13 protein-coding genes are annotated in these 15,459 nt (G+C 73.2%); 8 read left to right on the forward strand and 5 right to left on the reverse strand.

The genetic code is table 11. The features are described 5' to 3' along the window. Nucleotides 1-13: 13 nt before the first annotated feature. Nucleotides 14-823: a pentapeptide repeat-containing protein gene (locus ACZ68P_RS14955; protein ID WP_471006074.1), complete on the reverse strand. Its 810-nt coding sequence runs from the start codon at nt 821-823 to the stop codon at nt 14-16. A gap of 252 nt (nt 824-1,075) precedes the next feature. Here ACZ68P_RS14955 and ACZ68P_RS14960 point away from each other — a divergent pair, with 252 nt between their 5' ends. Further along, entirely contained in the window at nt 1,076-1,255 is a 180-nt protein-coding gene (locus ACZ68P_RS14960; RefSeq protein WP_471006076.1) for a zinc-binding dehydrogenase, read from the forward strand. 68 nt (nt 1,256-1,323) lie between these two features. Here ACZ68P_RS14960 and ACZ68P_RS14965 read toward each other — a convergent pair whose 3' ends face one another. Beyond that, the gene (locus ACZ68P_RS14965) at nt 1,324-2,958 is read right to left on the reverse strand and encodes an acyl-CoA synthetase (RefSeq protein ID WP_471006077.1); all 1,635 of its coding nucleotides are present in this window, start codon (nt 2,956-2,958) and stop codon (nt 1,324-1,326) included. Nucleotides 2,959-3,145: 187 nt separating this feature from the next. Between ACZ68P_RS14965 and ACZ68P_RS14970 the strand changes: the two genes are divergently transcribed. The 7 genes from ACZ68P_RS14970 to ACZ68P_RS15000 all read left to right on the forward strand — a co-directional run bounded on the left by ACZ68P_RS14970 (nt 3,146) and on the right by ACZ68P_RS15000 (nt 9,535). After that, nucleotides 3,146-3,946, forward strand: coding sequence for a crotonase/enoyl-CoA hydratase family protein (locus tag ACZ68P_RS14970; RefSeq protein ID WP_471006078.1), 801 nt, complete (start codon nt 3,146-3,148; stop codon nt 3,944-3,946). A gap of 250 nt (nt 3,947-4,196) precedes the next feature. Beyond that, nucleotides 4,197-5,156 (forward strand): Zn-ribbon domain-containing OB-fold protein, encoded by a 960-nt coding sequence (locus ACZ68P_RS14975; RefSeq protein ID WP_471006080.1) that lies wholly within the window; start codon nt 4,197-4,199, stop codon nt 5,154-5,156. Then, nucleotides 5,153-6,226: a thiolase domain-containing protein gene (locus tag ACZ68P_RS14980; RefSeq protein WP_471006082.1), complete on the forward strand. Its 1,074-nt coding sequence runs from the start codon at nt 5,153-5,155 to the stop codon at nt 6,224-6,226. Before ACZ68P_RS14975 ends, ACZ68P_RS14980 begins: the two co-directional genes overlap by 4 nt. After that, a complete protein-coding gene (locus tag ACZ68P_RS14985) occupies nt 6,219-7,385 on the forward strand; it encodes a thiolase domain-containing protein (RefSeq protein WP_471006083.1) in 1,167 nt (388 codons plus the stop codon). The genes ACZ68P_RS14980 and ACZ68P_RS14985 overlap by 8 nt, the downstream gene beginning before the upstream one ends. Nucleotides 7,386-7,535: 150 nt before the next feature. Next, a complete protein-coding gene (locus tag ACZ68P_RS14990) occupies nt 7,536-7,946 on the forward strand; it encodes an ACT domain-containing protein (RefSeq protein WP_471006085.1) in 411 nt (136 codons plus the stop codon). 704 nt (nt 7,947-8,650) lie between these two features. Next, nucleotides 8,651-9,151, forward strand: a complete 501-nt coding sequence (locus ACZ68P_RS14995) for a hypothetical protein (protein WP_365717848.1) — start codon at nt 8,651-8,653, stop codon at nt 9,149-9,151. Nucleotides 9,152-9,166: 15 nt separating this feature from the next. Continuing rightward, a complete protein-coding gene (locus ACZ68P_RS15000) occupies nt 9,167-9,535 on the forward strand; it encodes an RNA-binding S4 domain-containing protein (protein WP_471006087.1) in 369 nt (122 codons plus the stop codon). 72 nt (nt 9,536-9,607) lie between these two features. Here ACZ68P_RS15000 and ACZ68P_RS15005 read toward each other — a convergent pair whose 3' ends face one another. The 3 genes from ACZ68P_RS15005 to ACZ68P_RS15015 all read right to left on the reverse strand — a co-directional run bounded on the left by ACZ68P_RS15005 (nt 9,608) and on the right by ACZ68P_RS15015 (nt 15,376). Continuing rightward, nucleotides 9,608-11,797 (reverse strand): terpene synthase family protein, encoded by a 2,190-nt coding sequence (locus tag ACZ68P_RS15005; protein ID WP_471006090.1) that lies wholly within the window; start codon nt 11,795-11,797, stop codon nt 9,608-9,610. A 158-nt stretch (nt 11,798-11,955) separates the two neighbouring features. Beyond that, nucleotides 11,956-13,878 carry an N-acetylmuramoyl-L-alanine amidase gene (locus ACZ68P_RS15010; protein WP_471006093.1) on the reverse strand — a complete coding sequence of 641 codons (1,923 nt, stop codon included), beginning with the start codon at nt 13,876-13,878 and terminating at the stop codon, nt 11,956-11,958. A gap of 373 nt (nt 13,879-14,251) precedes the next feature. Next, nucleotides 14,252-15,376, reverse strand: coding sequence for an aminoglycoside phosphotransferase family protein (locus tag ACZ68P_RS15015; protein ID WP_471006095.1), 1,125 nt, complete (start codon nt 15,374-15,376; stop codon nt 14,252-14,254). Between the last annotated feature and the right edge of the window lie 83 nt (nt 15,377-15,459).

Consider the following 15,459-nt stretch of genomic DNA (forward strand, 5'->3'; position numbering starts at 1 on the left):
TCCCCGGCGGCTTTCAGCAGCGCCCGGCCCAGTGGGAGGGGCGCTCGAAGCCCTCGGGGAGCAGGGTGGCGGCGTCGCCGCGGGCCGCGTTGAGCTGGGGCTGGGTGAGGAAGAGCGCGCCGGTCAGGTCGGCGCCCGACAGATCGGCGTCGCGGAGGTCGGCGCCGATCAGGTCGGCGAGGGACAGGTCGGCGCCGCTCAGGTCCGCCGCGATCAGCAGCGCCCCGCGCAGGTCCGCGCCGCGCAGTTTCGCCCCGCGCAGCCGGGCCCCGATCAGGTCGGCGCCCCGCCGGTTCTTGGCCTTGCCCCCGGCCGCCGCCCGCACGAGCGCGCTCGCCTTCAGCAGCAGCGGGTTCACCTCGGCCCGCACCGCGGCCACGTCCAGTTTTTCCAGCTCGTACGCCGTCCCCCGCGTGAGCTCCTCGACCCGGGCCAGGGTTCCGCCCGCTTCGGTGTGCAGCGGGCGGGCGGCGGGCAGCGCGAGGACCTCGGTGAGATAGCGCAGCAGCTCGTGGAGCTGCCGCATCACGGGGAAGACCTCGTACATCAGGTGCGCCGTCTCCGGGGCCTCCCGCCAGGAGACCCCGCCGAACGTGATCTGCGAGACCTTCTGGCCGGCGCCGAAGCAGTCGTACACCGTGCAGCCCGAGAAGCCGCTCGGCCGCAGCCGGGTGTGGATGCCGCAGCGGAAGTCGTCCCGCAGGTTCCGGCAGGGCTCGCCGGAGGACTTGTCCACCGCGAAGTCCGCCGACCGGGCGAAGGGAAGCGCCACGCAGCACAGCCCGAAGCAGTTCGCGCAGTCACCGCGCAGGGTCTCGGACATGGTGGTGCGGTTCCTTCATGCTCGGGGGGAGGCGGCCGTCTTCCGGGGACGGACGTACCACGGTATCGCGTCGCGCCCGCGGCGAACCCGCTGGCCCACGGGAGTTCGCGGCCCGGTGCGGCGTGCTTCCGACGACGTCCCCCAGGGATCGTCCCCGATGTCCCGGGCGCGCCCCGCGCCTACGGTGGTCGAGGGAGCCCGGGGGCGGTCGGGAGCCTTTCCGCACCGTCGACGCGCGTTACGGAGGCCCCGGTGAAGGCGATCCTCCAGGACGGAAACGGCTCGCCCGACGTCGTGGCGCTCGGCGAGCTGGTCGAGACGGGTCGGCTCATCCCGGTCATCGACCGGACCTACCCCCTCGGCGAGGCGGCGGAGGCCATCCGCTACGTCGAGGTGGAACACGCACGCGTCAAGGTCGTCCTGACCGCCTGACCGCCTGACCGCCTGACCGCCTGGCCCGTGGGCCTCTGGCGGCCGGGCGCCGACGCCCGCTTCCCAGCTCAGCTGCCGCCGTCTCCGGCCGACGCGACGGACCTCGCCCAGCGGTAGTCCGCCTTGCCGCTCGGTGAGCGCTGGATGCTGTCGGTGAGCACGAGCCGGCGCGGGATCTTGTAGCCGGCCAGCCGGGAGCGGCAGTGGGACTGGACGGCCGACAGGTCGAGCGCCTCAGCCCCGGCGCGCAGTTGCACCACCGCGGCCACGTGGTGGCCCCACTTCGCGTCCGGCACTCCCGCGACGAGGGCGTCGTAGACGTCCGGGTGGGACTTCAGCGCCTGCTCGACCTCCTCCGGATAGACCTTCTCGCCGCCGGTGTTGATGCACTGCGAGCCCCGCCCGAGGACGGTCACGATGCCGTCCTCGTCGACGGTCGCCATGTCGCCGAGGAGGACCCAGCGCTCGTCGCCCCGGCGGAAGAAGGTCTCGGCCGTCTTCACCGGGTCGTTGTAGTAGCCGAGCGGCACGTGCCCGCGCTGCGCGAGGCGCCCCGGCACGCCCACGGGCACCGGTTCGTACGTCACTGGATCCACCACCCGGGTGCGTTCGTTGACCTCCAGTCGGAAGCCCCTCTCCGGGCCCGAGTCGTCCGTCGCCCTGCCGTTCGAACCGGACTCGGAGGAACCGAAGTTGTTCAGGAGCAGCACGTCGGGGACGAGTGCCTGGAACTGCGCCCGTACCGTGTCCGACATGATCGCTCCGGACGAGGAGACGCTGAAGAGCGACGACAGGTCCGTGCCCTGGAGAGTGCCGTGCAGGGCGTCGACGAGGGGCCTGAGCATCGCGTCGCCGACCAGCGACACGCTGGAGACCTTCTCCTTGGCGATGGTGCGGAGCACCTCCTCCGGGACGTACTTCCGGTGGAGGACGAGCCGCTGCCCGTAGTTGAAGGCGACGAACGAGGTCAGCGTCGACGTGCCGTGCATCAGCGGGGGAGTGGGGAAGAAGGTGATCCCCGCTCCGCGCGCCGCCACCCGCTCCGCCAGCTCCTCCGGGCGTTTCACGGGCTCGCCCGCCGGTTCTCCGCCGAAGAGCCCGGCGAAGAACAGGTCCTCCTGGCGCCACATGACGCCCTTGGGCATCCCGGTCGTCCCACCGGTGTAGATGATGAAGAGGTCGTCGCCCGACCGCGCCGGGAAGCCCCGCTCCGGCGAGCCGGACGCCTCGGCGTCGGTGAAGTCCGTCCAGGCGTGGCCCGGTGCCGCCGTCCCGCCCTCGGTCCGGGTCCCCACCCGGACGAGGTGCCGCAGCTTCTCCGTCCGCGGCAGGGCGGCGGCGACCCGGTCGGTGAACTCCGCGTCGAAGACGAGCGCGGCCAGGTCGGCGTCCCGGTAGAGGTAGACCAGCTCCTCCTCGACGTAGCGGTAGTTGACGTTGACTGGGACGATCCGCGCCTTGAGGCAGGCCAGCACGGTCTGCAGGTACTCGACGCCGTTGTAGAGGTGCAGTCCCAGGTGCTCGCCAGGACGGATGCCCGAGTCGATCAGATGGTGGGCGAGGCGGTTGGCGGCGGCGTCGAGCTGCGCGTAGGTGAGCCGGCGCTCGGAGCCGGTGCCCGGGTGGTCGACGTACACGAGCGCCTCGCGGTCGGGGACCACGTCGACGACCGATTCGAACAGGTCGGCAAGGTTGTACTCCACCGTTCCTCCTGACCCCGCTGGTCGTCACGGCCGGAACTGACCCGGCGGTCATTAGAGCGCCGACCGGCGGAAGGGGGAAGGGGGCCCGCGGAGAAAACTGACTGAGTGTCAGAAAACTATTGAACTGGACCGTCGCCTACTGCAACCTGTTCTAGGCCGGCCCTGGGTCTGGAGACGGGAGACGACGATGAGTGGGACCGAACACCTCGGCGTGCGGCGCGAAGGCGCCACACTCGTGCTCACGCTCGACCGGCCGGAGGCCAAGAACGCGCTCTCACTGCCCATGCTCGTCGGGCTGTACGACGGCTGGCTGGAGGCGGACGCCGACGACACCGTCCGCTCCGTCGTCCTGACCGGTGCCGGCGGGGCGTTCTGTGCCGGGATGGACCTCAAGGCGCTGGCGGGCAAGGGGATGGAGGGGGAGGGGTACCGGGAGCGGATGAACGCCGACCCCGACCTGCACTGGAAGGCGATGCTGCGCCACCACCGCCCCCGCAAACCGGTGATCGCCGCCGTCGAGGGCCACTGCGTCGCGGGCGGCACCGAGATCCTGCAGGGCACCGACATCCGGGTCGCAGGCGCCTCGGCCACCTTCGGCCTCTTCGAGGTACGGCGCGGGCTCTTCCCGATCGGAGGATCCACCGTCCGGCTGCCCCGCCAGATCGCCCGCACCCACGCCCTGGAGATGCTGCTCACCGGCCGCCCGTACAGCGCGGAGGAAGCCGCCCGGATCGGACTCGTCGGCCAGGTCGTCCCCGACGGCACGGCTCTGGACAAGGCCCTGGAGATCGCCGAGCGGATCAACGCCTGCGGACCGCTCGCCGTCGAGGCGGTCAAGGCGTCGGTCTACGAGACGGCCGACATGACCGAGAGCGAAGGGCTGGCGGCCGAACTCAAGCGGGGGTGGCCGGTCTTCGAGACGGCGGACGCGAAGGAGGGCGCCCGCGCCTTCGCCGAGAAGCGCGAGCCGGTGTACCGCCGGCGGTGACACGGGAGCCGAGAGGCGGCGGCCCGCTCGCGGGCGCGCCGCCGCTGAACCGGCGGCGCACGGCGTGATCCGACGACCCGCCGCCACCCCGCCGACTGCCGACTGCCGACTGCCGACAGCCGGCGGAGCGAACCGTGCGGCCGCCGAGGGATCAAGCCGTTCGGGCCGCCGCCTCGGGTCGCCCGCATGGAGCAAGCCGTGCGGCCGCCCGCCCCGCGCCGCCCGCCCACCCACGGAAGGAGCCCCATCCATGACCGCCGCCCCCGCGCCGGACACACTCCGCGCACCCCTCGTCGTGGAGTTCCCCTTCACCCGCTCGCTCGGGCCCGTCCAGTCGGCCTTCCTGACCGGGCTGCGCGAGCGGACCGTCCTCGGGGTGCGGACCGGTGACGGACGTGTCCTCGTCCCGCCCGTCGAGTACGACCCGAAGACCGCCGCCGAACTCCGCGAACTGGTCGAGATCGGCGCCACCGGGACCGTCACCACCTGGGCCTGGAACCACGCGCCCCGCCCCGGGCAGCCGCTGGCGACCCCCTTCGCCTGGGTCCTCGTCCGCCTCGACGGCGCCGACACCGCCCTGCTGCACGCCCTCGACGCCCCCGGGCCCGAGGCCGTCCGCACCGGGATGCGCGTACGGATCCGCTGGGCCGACGACCGGCACGGCGCGATCACGGACATCGCCTGCTTCGAGCCGTACGCGAGCGACCCCGCCACCGAAACGCGGGACCACGACGGGAGGTTCGACGACCCCGTCACCGGGATCGTCGCACCGGCCCGCCTGGACTACACGTACAGCACCGGACGCGCCCAGACCGGCTACCTCCGCGCCCTCGCCGAACGCCGGACCGTCGGCGAACGCTGCCCGTCCTGCGCCAAGGTCTATATCCCGCCCCGCGGCGCCTGCCCCACCTGCGGCGTCGCCACCACCGACCGGGTCGAGGTCGGTCCGCGAGGCACCGTCACCACCTTCTGCATCGTCAACATCAAGGCGAAGAACCTCGACATCGAGGTCCCGTACGTCTACGCCCACATCGCCCTGGACGGCGCGGGCCTCGCCCTGCACGGCCGGATCGGCGGCATCCCCTACGACCAGGTCCGCATGGGCCTGCGCGTCGAGCCCGTCTGGAGCGAGGACGGCCGCTTCCCCGACCACTACCGCCCGTGCGGCGAGCCCGACGCCGACTACGACACGTACAAGGAGCTGCTGTGAGCGCCGAGCGAGCGACGCCCGACCGGCAGGTGGCCATCGTCGCCTTCGCCCAGACCGACCACGCGCGGCACACGGACGACGTCTCCGAGGTCGAGATGCTCATGCCCGTCCTCCACGACGTCCTGCGGCAGACCGGCCTGAGGACCGCCGACATCGGGTTCACCTGTTCCGGCTCCTCCGACTACCTCGCCGGACGCGCCTTCTCCTTCACCATGGCCCTCGACGGCGTCGGCGCCTGGCCGCCGATCTCCGAGTCCCACGTCGAGACGGACGGCGCCTGGGCCCTCTACGAAGCGTGGGTGAAGCTCCTGACCGGCGAGGCCGACACCGCGCTCGTCTACGCCTACGGGAAGTCCTCGGCCGGCTCGGTCCGCGACGTCCTGACCCGGCAGCTCGACCCCTACTACCTCGCCCCCCTCTGGCCCGACTCGGTCGCCCTCGCCGCCCTCCAGGCCCAGGCACTGATCGACGCCGGCGACACCGACGAGCCCGCCCTCGCGGGCATCGCCGCCCGCAACCGCCGGGACGCCACCGCCAACCCCCACGCGCAACTGCCCGGCGCCCGCCCCCAGGGCGACTACCTCGTCCGGCCGCTGCGCACCGGCGACTGCCCGCCCGTCGGGGACGGCGCCGCCGCCGTGATCCTGGCGGCCGGGGAAAGGGCGCGCGACCTGTGCGCCCGCCCCGCCTGGATCCGTGGCATGGACCACCGGATCGAGGCCCACGCCCTGGGCGTACGCGACCTGACCGACTCGCCCTCCACCCGGCTGGCCGCCGAACGCGCCGGAGCCTTCGAACGGCCCGTCGACGCGGCGGAACTGCACGCCCCCTTCAGTGCGCAGGAGGTCGTCCTGCGCAAGGCCCTCGACCTCGACGACAGCGTGAGGGTCAACCCCTCCGGCGGAGCGCTGGCCGCCAACCCCGTCATGGCCGCCGGGCTCATCCGCCTGGGCGAGGCCGCCGCCCGCATCCACCGGGGGGACTCCGACCGCGCCCTCGCCCATGCCACCTCCGGCCCCTGCCTGCAGCAGAACCTCGTCGCCGTCCTGGAAGGGGAAGCACGTGCCTAAGGAGCCCGTGGCCGTCGTCGGGATCGGCCAGACCAAGCACGTCGCCGCCCGCCGGGACGTCTCCATCGCCGGACTGGTCCGCGAGGCGGCCCTGCGGGCCCTGGAGGACGCCGAGCTGACGCGGGCGGACGTCGACGCCGTCGTCATCGGCAAGGCCCCCGACTTCTTCGAGGGCGTGATGATGCCGGAGCTGTACCTCGCCGACGCCCTCGGCGCGGTCGGCAAACCCATGCTCCGCGTCCACACGGCCGGATCGGTCGGCGGGTCGACCGCCCTGGTCGCCGCGAACCTCGTGGCCGCCCGCGTCCACCGCACGGTCCTCACCCTCGCCTTCGAGAAACAGTCCGAGTCCAACGCCATGTGGGGGCTGTCCCTGCCCGTCCCCTTCCAGCAGCCGCTGCTCGCCGGCGCCGGCGGGTTCTTCGCCCCGCACGTCCGCGCCTACATGCGCCGCACCGGCGCGCCCGGCACCGTCGGCTCCCTCGTCGCGTACAAGGACCGGCGCAACGCGCTGAAGAACCCCTACGCGCACCTCCACGAGCACGACATCACCCTGGAGAAGGTGCAGGCGTCGCCGATGCTCTGGGACCCGATCCGCTACTCCGAGACCTGCCCGTCCTCCGACGGGGCCTGCGCGATGATCCTCACCGACCGGTCCGGCGCGGAGCGCGCGCCCCGCCCGCCGGCGTGGGTGCACGGCGGCGCGATGCGCAGCGAGCCCACCCTCTTCGCCGGCAAGGACTTCGTCTCACCGCGGGCGGGCCGGGACTGTGCCGCCGACGTCTACCGGCAGGCGGGCGTCACCGACCCGCGCCGGGAGATCGACGCGGTGGAGATGTACGTCCCGTTCTCCTGGTACGAGCCGATGTGGCTGGAGAACCTGGGCTTCGCCGAGGAGGGCGAGGGCTGGAAGCTCACCGAGGCGGGGGTGACCGAACTCGACGGGGACCTGCCCGTCAACCCCTCCGGCGGGGTGCTCTCCACCAACCCCATCGGCGCCTCGGGCATGATCCGCTTCGCCGAGGCCGCGCTGCAGGTACGGGGTCAGGCGGGAGCGCACCAGGTGGAGGGGGCGCGCAGGGCGCTCGGACACGCGTACGGAGGGGGCGCGCAGTTCTTCTCCATGTGGCTCGTGGGGGACCGGCCGCCGGCCGGCTGAGATCCGCCCGGGGAGTGGCCGAGGCTCCGTCGCCGGGTCTCGGCCCGCCCGGAGCGGCGGCCGTTCGTGTCGACCCGGTGACGCCGATCCGACCTGATGTGACACGCCGTCACGTCTGACGCCGGTCCCGCCCGCCCTAGGGTGGTGATCATGAGTGCAGAGCGTGATCTGACCCGGCTCGTCGCCGGGATGCGGCCGGAGCTGAACGCCGGCCGCTATGTCTTCGTCACCGTGGCCGGCCCCGTCCCGGCAGGCGTCGCCCCGGTCGCCACCGTCGCAGAGAGCGAGGGGCTCACCCTGGTCGTACGCCAGGAGGAGGCCGACGCGGCCGCACTGGAGTACGACTACGTGGCGGGCTGGATCACCCTGCGGGTCCACTCCGCGCTGGACGCCGTCGGCCTGACGGCGGCGGTCGCCCGCGAACTCGCCGACGCGGGCCTGAGCTGCAACGTGCTGGCCGGCTTCCACCACGATCACCTCTTCGTCGAACACGCCCGCGCACGGGAGGCTTTGGCGGTTCTGCGGACCCTGTCCGAGCGCGCGTCCCACTCCGCCGTCTGAGGTCCGAGCGGGCGTGCGCCGGGCGTCGGGCCCCCGGGCACCGAGGCGCCCTCGGACGAGGGGCGGCGCTCGCCACCGGGCGCGGGAGCCCCGGACGACAGGCCCGCCCACCCATAAGGTGCCCACGGCCCCTGCCCACGATCCCGGCCCGTGGCCCGGCTCATGCCGCCGTCGGCCTCGCCCGCCCCGCCCTCGACGCGTTCGTCGGTCCATGTCGCCGAGCCTCCCGCCGACGGGTGGCGGTCAGGACGCCCTTCAGCTCGGTGCCCCGGTTGCCGCGCTCGGCCTGGAGCCTGCCGCCGCGACGGCGTGGCCGCGGCCTCGGTCCCCCGGTGCCCCGGCGCCCCCTGGCGTCCCCGCACCCCGGTCGCGGCCCGGCCGCGCGCCCAGGCCGGCCCATGCCGCCGTCCGCCTCCCCGGCACGAGGGCCTCGGCCCCGTCCCGGCCTGGTCACCCCGCCCGAGCCGGCCCCATCCCCTCGGGCGGGCGGACGGACCGTCGTCGCCCGGATCCGGACGGTGTGCGCCGGGGTGCCGGGGCACCGGGCGACCGAGGTCGCGGAGCGGCCCGGCGGCCGGGTGGCCGGCCGGGCGGCGACCCGCCGGGAAGCCCTTGCGGGGCGGGCCCGGGACGGCTTCGGCGGGTTCCCCATGGACCCCGCCCCGGCGCTCCGTGTCGCGCGCCCGGGCACGTACCATGGCCGTATGTCCTTCCTCCGCCGCCGCAGCGCCGCCACTCCCGCGGGCCCGGACTTCGACGTCCTGGCCATGGACCCGGGCGACTGGCCCGGCAACCTCGGCGCCGGTCTGCTCCCCGCCCCCGACGGCACCTGCCAGGGCGTCTTCCTGCGCTACGACCTCTTCGGCGGCCGCGGCCCCGCGATGATCATCGGTAACCTCCCCGAGGGGTCCCCGGCGCGCGAGCTGGCCGACGGGCAGATCCCCTTCGAGGTGGCGCAGCTCCTCGCGGCCCTGGAGAACGACGAGCCGGTCGAGGTCCTGGAGACCGAGGACATGCCCGTCATGCAGGGCGACAACCTGCTGATCGTCCGCCGGGTCAAGCTCTCCGAGAGCCGCATCTCGTGCGTGCAGTTCGACCGCAGCGACAACGTCCTGGTCACGATCGCCAGTTGGGACCGGCCGATCACGGACGACCTGTACGCGCTCCTCAAGCCGCTGCCGGCCGAGCTGTTCCAGCAGGGCTGACGGAGGCGGGGGCCGATGAGCGCACGTGTCGACAGCTGGATCTGGGCGGTCCGCCTCACCAAGACCCGCTCGCAGGCCGCCGCGGCCTGCCGGGCCGGACACGTCAAGGTGAACGGCGAGCGGGCTAAGCCCGCCCAGCCCGTGAAGCCGGGCGACGAGGTCCGCCTCTTCCACGGCGGCCGGGAGCGGATCGTCGAGGTGAAGGAGCTGCTCACCAAGCGCGTCGGCCCGCCCGTCGCCGCCGAGGCCTACGTCGACAACAGCCCGCCGCCGCCCCCGCGTGAGCACGTCGCCCTCGCGGCGGTGCGTGACCGGGGCGCCGGACGCCCGACCAAGCGTGAGCGCCGCGAGCTCGACCAGCTGCGCGGGCACCGCCCCGCCTGACGCCGGCCCCGCCCCGGCGGCGCCGCCCCCGTGGTGGAGGGCGCCGGAGCGATCCCGGCGCCCCCGCGCTCGCTACGCCGTGAACAGCGACGCAAGCCGTGCTGCCGAGGTCCCGATTCCCGTCGGGCCCGGGCGCAGCAGCGCCGTACCGCTCCCCGCGTGCACGTCCCCGGCCGCGTAACGGCGGATCTCGCGGTGCCAGTGGAGGATGCCGGCCATCCAGTCCTCCAACTCCCGCACGTACGCCTCCATCGCCGCGCGCCCCTGGCTGCCCAGGCCGAAGTCCGCGTAGAGAACGGGGAGTTCATGCTCCTTGGCGTGCAGGAACTCGCTCAGCCGCCCCCGCATCAGGTCGTCGATCATCCCCACGGCGGTCGGATAGTCGATGTCGAAGAACTTCTGCACCACGAGGACGCCGTTGTGCACCTCCCCCTCGACCTCGATCTCCTTCTGGTAGGAGAACAGGTCGTTGGCGAGAGAGGCGTACGTCGACGCCGACTTCTCCAGACGGGTGACCGTCCCGGAGCGGAAGATCCCCCGGGGGAGGTCGTGCGCGTGCCGCAGCCGGCAGAGCGACATCGTCAGCTCCGAGCCGAACGTCCTGTGGCGCATCTCGAGGTAGTCCACCGGGTCGGGGACCCGGTGCTGCGCCTGGTTGTGCAACTCCCACATCCAGCTGTCGAGCATCAGGTCCAGCGCCTCGCGCAGCTGCGCCCGGGCGCCCGGACCCATCGGCGCCGTCGTACGGGTCCACAGATCGGCCAGGGATCGCTCCATCGGCGTGACGGCACGTGCCGCCCCCGCCGCCGGATCGTCCACGGGCATGCACCCCTTGAGCCGTTCGGTGCACTCCTTCGCGCCGGCCAGGTCGCGCGGGCGGCCGAAGACCAGGGGGTAGTAGTCGTCCCCGTACGTCCCCCAGGTCAGCCACTCCGCGCTGAGTTCCAGTTCCTCCGGCGTGGCGTCGGGATCGATCCCGGCCGAGCAGAGCGCGAAGTCGAATCCCTCCAGCATCGGGCGGTCCCAGATGTCGTCCAGGAGGCCCATCCGCCCGGCCCACTCCACGGACAGCCGCTTCGCCTCCTGGTGGTGCGGGCTCAGCGTCAGCGGGAAGGGCAGGTCGAACGCGGGCAGGATCGAGGCCCCGACCGTCTCGTGCGGGACATGGGTGAGGCTCCGCAGCCGTGCCGCCGCGGGCCGGCCGAACACGTTCCTGATGTCCAGCGCCGAGGTGCCCAGGACGCCGGAGAGCCGCGACGGACCGTGGTCCGCACCCTCGTTCATGTACCGGCTGGACCGCATGTGCCACTCGTGGCCGCCCGACTGCCAGTCCTGGAGGCCCTTCGTGTAGGCCGCCACGGCAGCGCACTCCGCCGGTGTCAGCCCCTTCTCCAGGCAGAGACCGGGGACCTCCGTGAGCGCGGTGTTCTCGAACTGCTGGAGCCGCGAGGTCAGCAGGTCGTTGACGGCCTCCGCGGCCTCCTGGGTCGTGCATCCCAGGAACTTCTCCAGGACGAGGACGCCGTTGCTGTTCTCCCCCTCGTCCTCGACCTCCCGCTGGTAGGAGAACAGGTCGTTGCGCAGGTGCACCGCGTCCGAGAAGGCGTCCCGCAGCACGCACAGCGGCCGGGAGTGTGCCACCTGCTCGGGTACCTCGGCGTCGGCGGCGTACTCGACGAGTCCGGCCGACCACGGCGCACCGCCCACCTTGCGGCGCATCTCGATGTACTCGAGGGGGTTGGCGATCCGCCCCTCGTTGATGTTGTCGAGCTCCCACAGCGACTCGTACAGCAGGTGCTCGGTGGACTCGGCGAACCGTTCCCTCCACGCCGTCGACATGGACGGGACCGTGCGCGTCCACAGGTCCGCGAGCCCCGCCTCGACGGGGTTGGTCGGCTCCGGCATGACCGCCGCCGCGTCCATCGGCATGAACAGCGGCAGCCGGTCGAGGTACGCCTTGCCGCCGGGCCGGTCCTGGGGGCGCTTGAACACCTCGAGGAAGTGGTCGTCGAAGAAGAACACCCAGGTGTACCAGTCGGTGACCAGGGACAGCGCCTCGGCGTCGCAGTCCGGATGCGTGTAGGAGCACAGCAGCGCGTAGTCGTGGGACTCGAGGTCGTGTTCCTCCCAGACGCCGGAGCCCTCCAGCATCCCCATCGCCCGCGCCCACTCGCGAGTGTGCGAACGGGCCTCCTCCACATGGGGGTTGAGCCGCGCCGGATACGGGACGTAGAAATCCGGCAGAACGAAGGGCTGAGCCATGCGTGCGGGGCCTTTCGGTGAAGCGGTCGATATCCGGCCCAGCCTTACCCCTCACCCGTACGACCCACGCCGCACCCGAGATAGTCATACGAACACCGAGGGGCGTCGCGCGGCCCTCCGCCCGGCCGCACTCCCCGGCCTCCCGTCCGGGGCGCGGGTCAGGCGCGGTGAACCCGCACGTCAGCGGCCTTCACGAAGGCGATCCGGTGACCGAACTGGATCTCGTAGTACTCCTCCTGCCCCCGCACGACCCGGTGTCCCGTCGGATCGAACACCGGCGCGAAGTAGTACTCGCCCGGGGTACGGCCCCCCACCACGTACTCCTGCCCTGCAAGGAGCTTGTACGGCAGCGGGGACACCGACTGGACCGGCACACCGGCCGGATACGCCGACGCCTCCGGATAGGCGCGTCCGTACACCGGGACCTCCGCGACGCCGTCCTTCGGGGTCAGCACCCACCCCCGCGCGCCCACCGCCGTCGGCCGCGCCTTCGGATCGTGGAACCACGCCTTCTGCCCCAGGTACCAGATCGCCGTCCAGTCGCCCCGGCGCTCCGCCACCGCGTACTGCTGGCCCGTCGAGGCCCGCGCACCGGTGTCGTTCACGCCGGTGGTGGAGGACCGGCCGTCCGGCCGCAGGCCGATGTCCTTCACCAGGGGGGCGTCCGCATTCGGCTCGGAGTGCAGCCGCACCGCGCCGCTGCCGTGCGGGGCACACGCCTGACCGGCCGTCACACAGTCCGTGTAGAGCGGCTGGTGCGCGGCGTAGTCCGGCCGGATCGTCACCACACCCGCGTCCGGGCCCGCGGTCGGCGTGAACGGGCGGCCGAGCAGCCGGAAGTAGTGCGCCCAGTCCCAGTACGGGCCGGGGTCCGTGTGCATCCCCCGGATGGTCGAGGCGACCGTACCCGGCACGTTGTCGTGCCCGAGGACGTGCTGACGGTCCAACGGGATGTCGTACCGCTGGGCGATATGGCGCACCAGGCGCGCCGAGGCCCGGTACATCGCCTCGGTGTACCAGGCGTCCGGGGAGGTCAGGAACCCCTCGTGCTCCAGACCCACCGACTTGGCGTTCACGAACCAGTTGCCCGCGTGCCAGCCGACGTCCTTGAGCGGCAGATGCTGCGCCACGTGTCCGTCCGAGGAGCGCAGGGAGTACTGCCAGGACACGTAAGTGGGGTCCTGCACGAGCTTCAGCGTGACGTCCCAGGTGGCCTCGGTGTCGTGGACGACGATGTAGTCGATCGACTGGGAGGCGGGCCGCTCGGCCTTGTCGTGGTTGCCGTAGTCGCCGTCCCCGAATTCCTCGTACGGCGCCGGGACCCACTCGCAGGCCACGGTGGGCGGGCACTCCGTCCGGGCGGTGTCCGCCACCCGCAGACCCAGCGACTCCACCTGCCCCGTCGCGGGAGCGACGTCCGCGTCGGCCGGCAGCCTGACCACCTGCCCGCTGTCCGTCGTACGGGTCGCACCGGCCCGGATGACGGCGTACACCTCGTTCGCGTACGCCCGTGCCGTCGCGACGTCGTCCGCGCCGGAGTAGCGCGCCACCGCCCCGAACCAGTCGGCCGGATCGGCGCTCGCCGGCCGGCCGGACGCCCGCTGGGCGGCGGCGAGGAGCGCCGCACCGCCCTCGATGTTCGCCGCGGTGCTCGTCCGCAGCTCCTCGGCCGGCAGCCCGGACAACGCGGCCGCCCGGTCGAGGGTCCGCAGGCGCGCCGGCAGGTCGGCGGCCGTCGGCGGCGCGACCGGGGTGTCCGCCGCGGACCGGTGGGACCGCGATGCGTCGCCGCGCGCGTCCTCCTCGCCGTGCGAGTGGTGCGGGGCCGCGGCGAGCGCGGTCACCGCGTCCGTCAGGTGCAGCGGGCCGTAGCCCCCGGTCACACTCGGCGCCCCGCCGTGGGTGTCCCACCGCGACTGGAGGTACGCCACCGCGAGCAGCACGCTCTCGGGGACACCCTGGCGAGCGGCCGCGGCCGCGAACTGGCGCTGGAGCGAGCCCGGCTCCGGAGCATCGGCGGTCGCCGGCGGTACGGCGCCGAGGAGCGGGAACAGCAGAGCGGCGGACGCTGCGACGCCCACCGCCCGGGAAACCCGTCTGTGCGGTGCGGAACGGTGCAAGGCAGCCTCCGGGTACGGGGTGACGAGAGGGCGCGCGAGGCCGAGCCCGTACAGGGGTACCGGCTCCCGGACGTTCCGTCAATCACCCGCTCCGCGCGGGATTTCCCACGTCAGCGGTGATGGCACCGGGTTTCGGGACGCGAGGCCATGGGCCTGCGGCGCGTCAGTGGAGTGGACCAATGCCCTCCCGGCGCGCCGTGTGGCGCGGTGGCTGTCGCGCCCGGTCGGTCCGTGCTCCCGAGTGCCGCGCCGATGCGGCGATGCCCCGCCCGTCCGGTGTGCGGCACCGGACGCGCGGAGCGTTCCCCGTGTCGGCGGTCGGCTCGCCCCCGGCTCAGCGCGTGCCGACCGCGGCGCGCACGGCCCGCCGCGCCATGGCGCAGTCGTCGTGCAGCCGCCGCAGCAGCAGCCGCTGCTCCTCGCCCGGCGAGACCGCGCCGGAGGGAACGGGAACCGAACCGGCGGGCGGCGCCTCCTTGATGGTGCGCTGCACCGCCGTCTCGTACGTACGGATCTCCCGCGTGAGCACGATCATCAGGTTCACCAGGAAGGCGTCCCTGGACGCCGGCCCGGCCTGCTGCGCGAGCTGACTGATCTGGCGTCGGGCCATCGGCGCGTCGCCGAGCACCGCCCACAGCGTCGCCAGGTCGTACCCGGGCAGGTACCAGCCCGCGTGCTCCCAGTCGACCAGGACCGGGCCCGTGGGGGAGAGGAGGATGTTCGAGAGCAGGGCGTCGCCATGGCAGAACTGCCCCATGCCCTGACGGCCGCCCGCCTGCGCGAGGCCGTGCAACAGCTTCTGGAGGTCGTCCCGGTCACGGTCGGTGAACAGACCCAGCTCGTGATAGCGGGCGATCCGTGACGCGTAGTCGAGCGGGGCGTCGAAGGTCCCGGCCGGCGGACGCCAGGCGTTCAGCCGGGCGATCGCACCGAGAGCCGCGCGCACGTCCGCCCGGGGCGGAGCCTCCAGGGGGTGCCGCGTTAGCGCCGCCGCCCGTCCGGGAGTCCGCTCGATCACCAGCGTGCAGTTCTCCGGATCCGCGGCGATGAGCCGGGGGGCGCGCACCGGTGGCCGGTGCCGGACGAAGGCGCGATAGGAAGCTATTTCGTGCTGGAACCGCTCGACCCAGGCCGGGGAGTGGTCCAGTAAACACTTCGCGACCGCCGTCGTCCGCCCCGTGGTTCCGACGATGAGGACCGACCGGCCGCTGCGGCGCAGCACCTGCACGGGATTGAACTCCGGGCAGATCCGGTGGACGGAGGCGATGGCCATCCGCACCTGGGCCCCCTGCGGGCCGGACAGATCGATTCTTCCGCTGGGCGCGGGGGTCACACCACCGGCCCAGCGTCGCGCCCGGACCGTCGGGGCCGCGGGGGCCAGGTACGGTCCGGCGCCGGTCGGCATGGAGCGGTGCTGCGGCCGGGGCGGGGCGGACACGGAGGACGATGCTGTGTACATGGAGGTGACAGATCCCTTCGTGCGCCGACGAGTTGCGTGCGTCGCCCCGCCCGGCCTCCGGGCCGCACCCTGGGGAATGAGGG

The organism is Streptomyces sp. NPDC036822, from assembly GCF_055609145.1.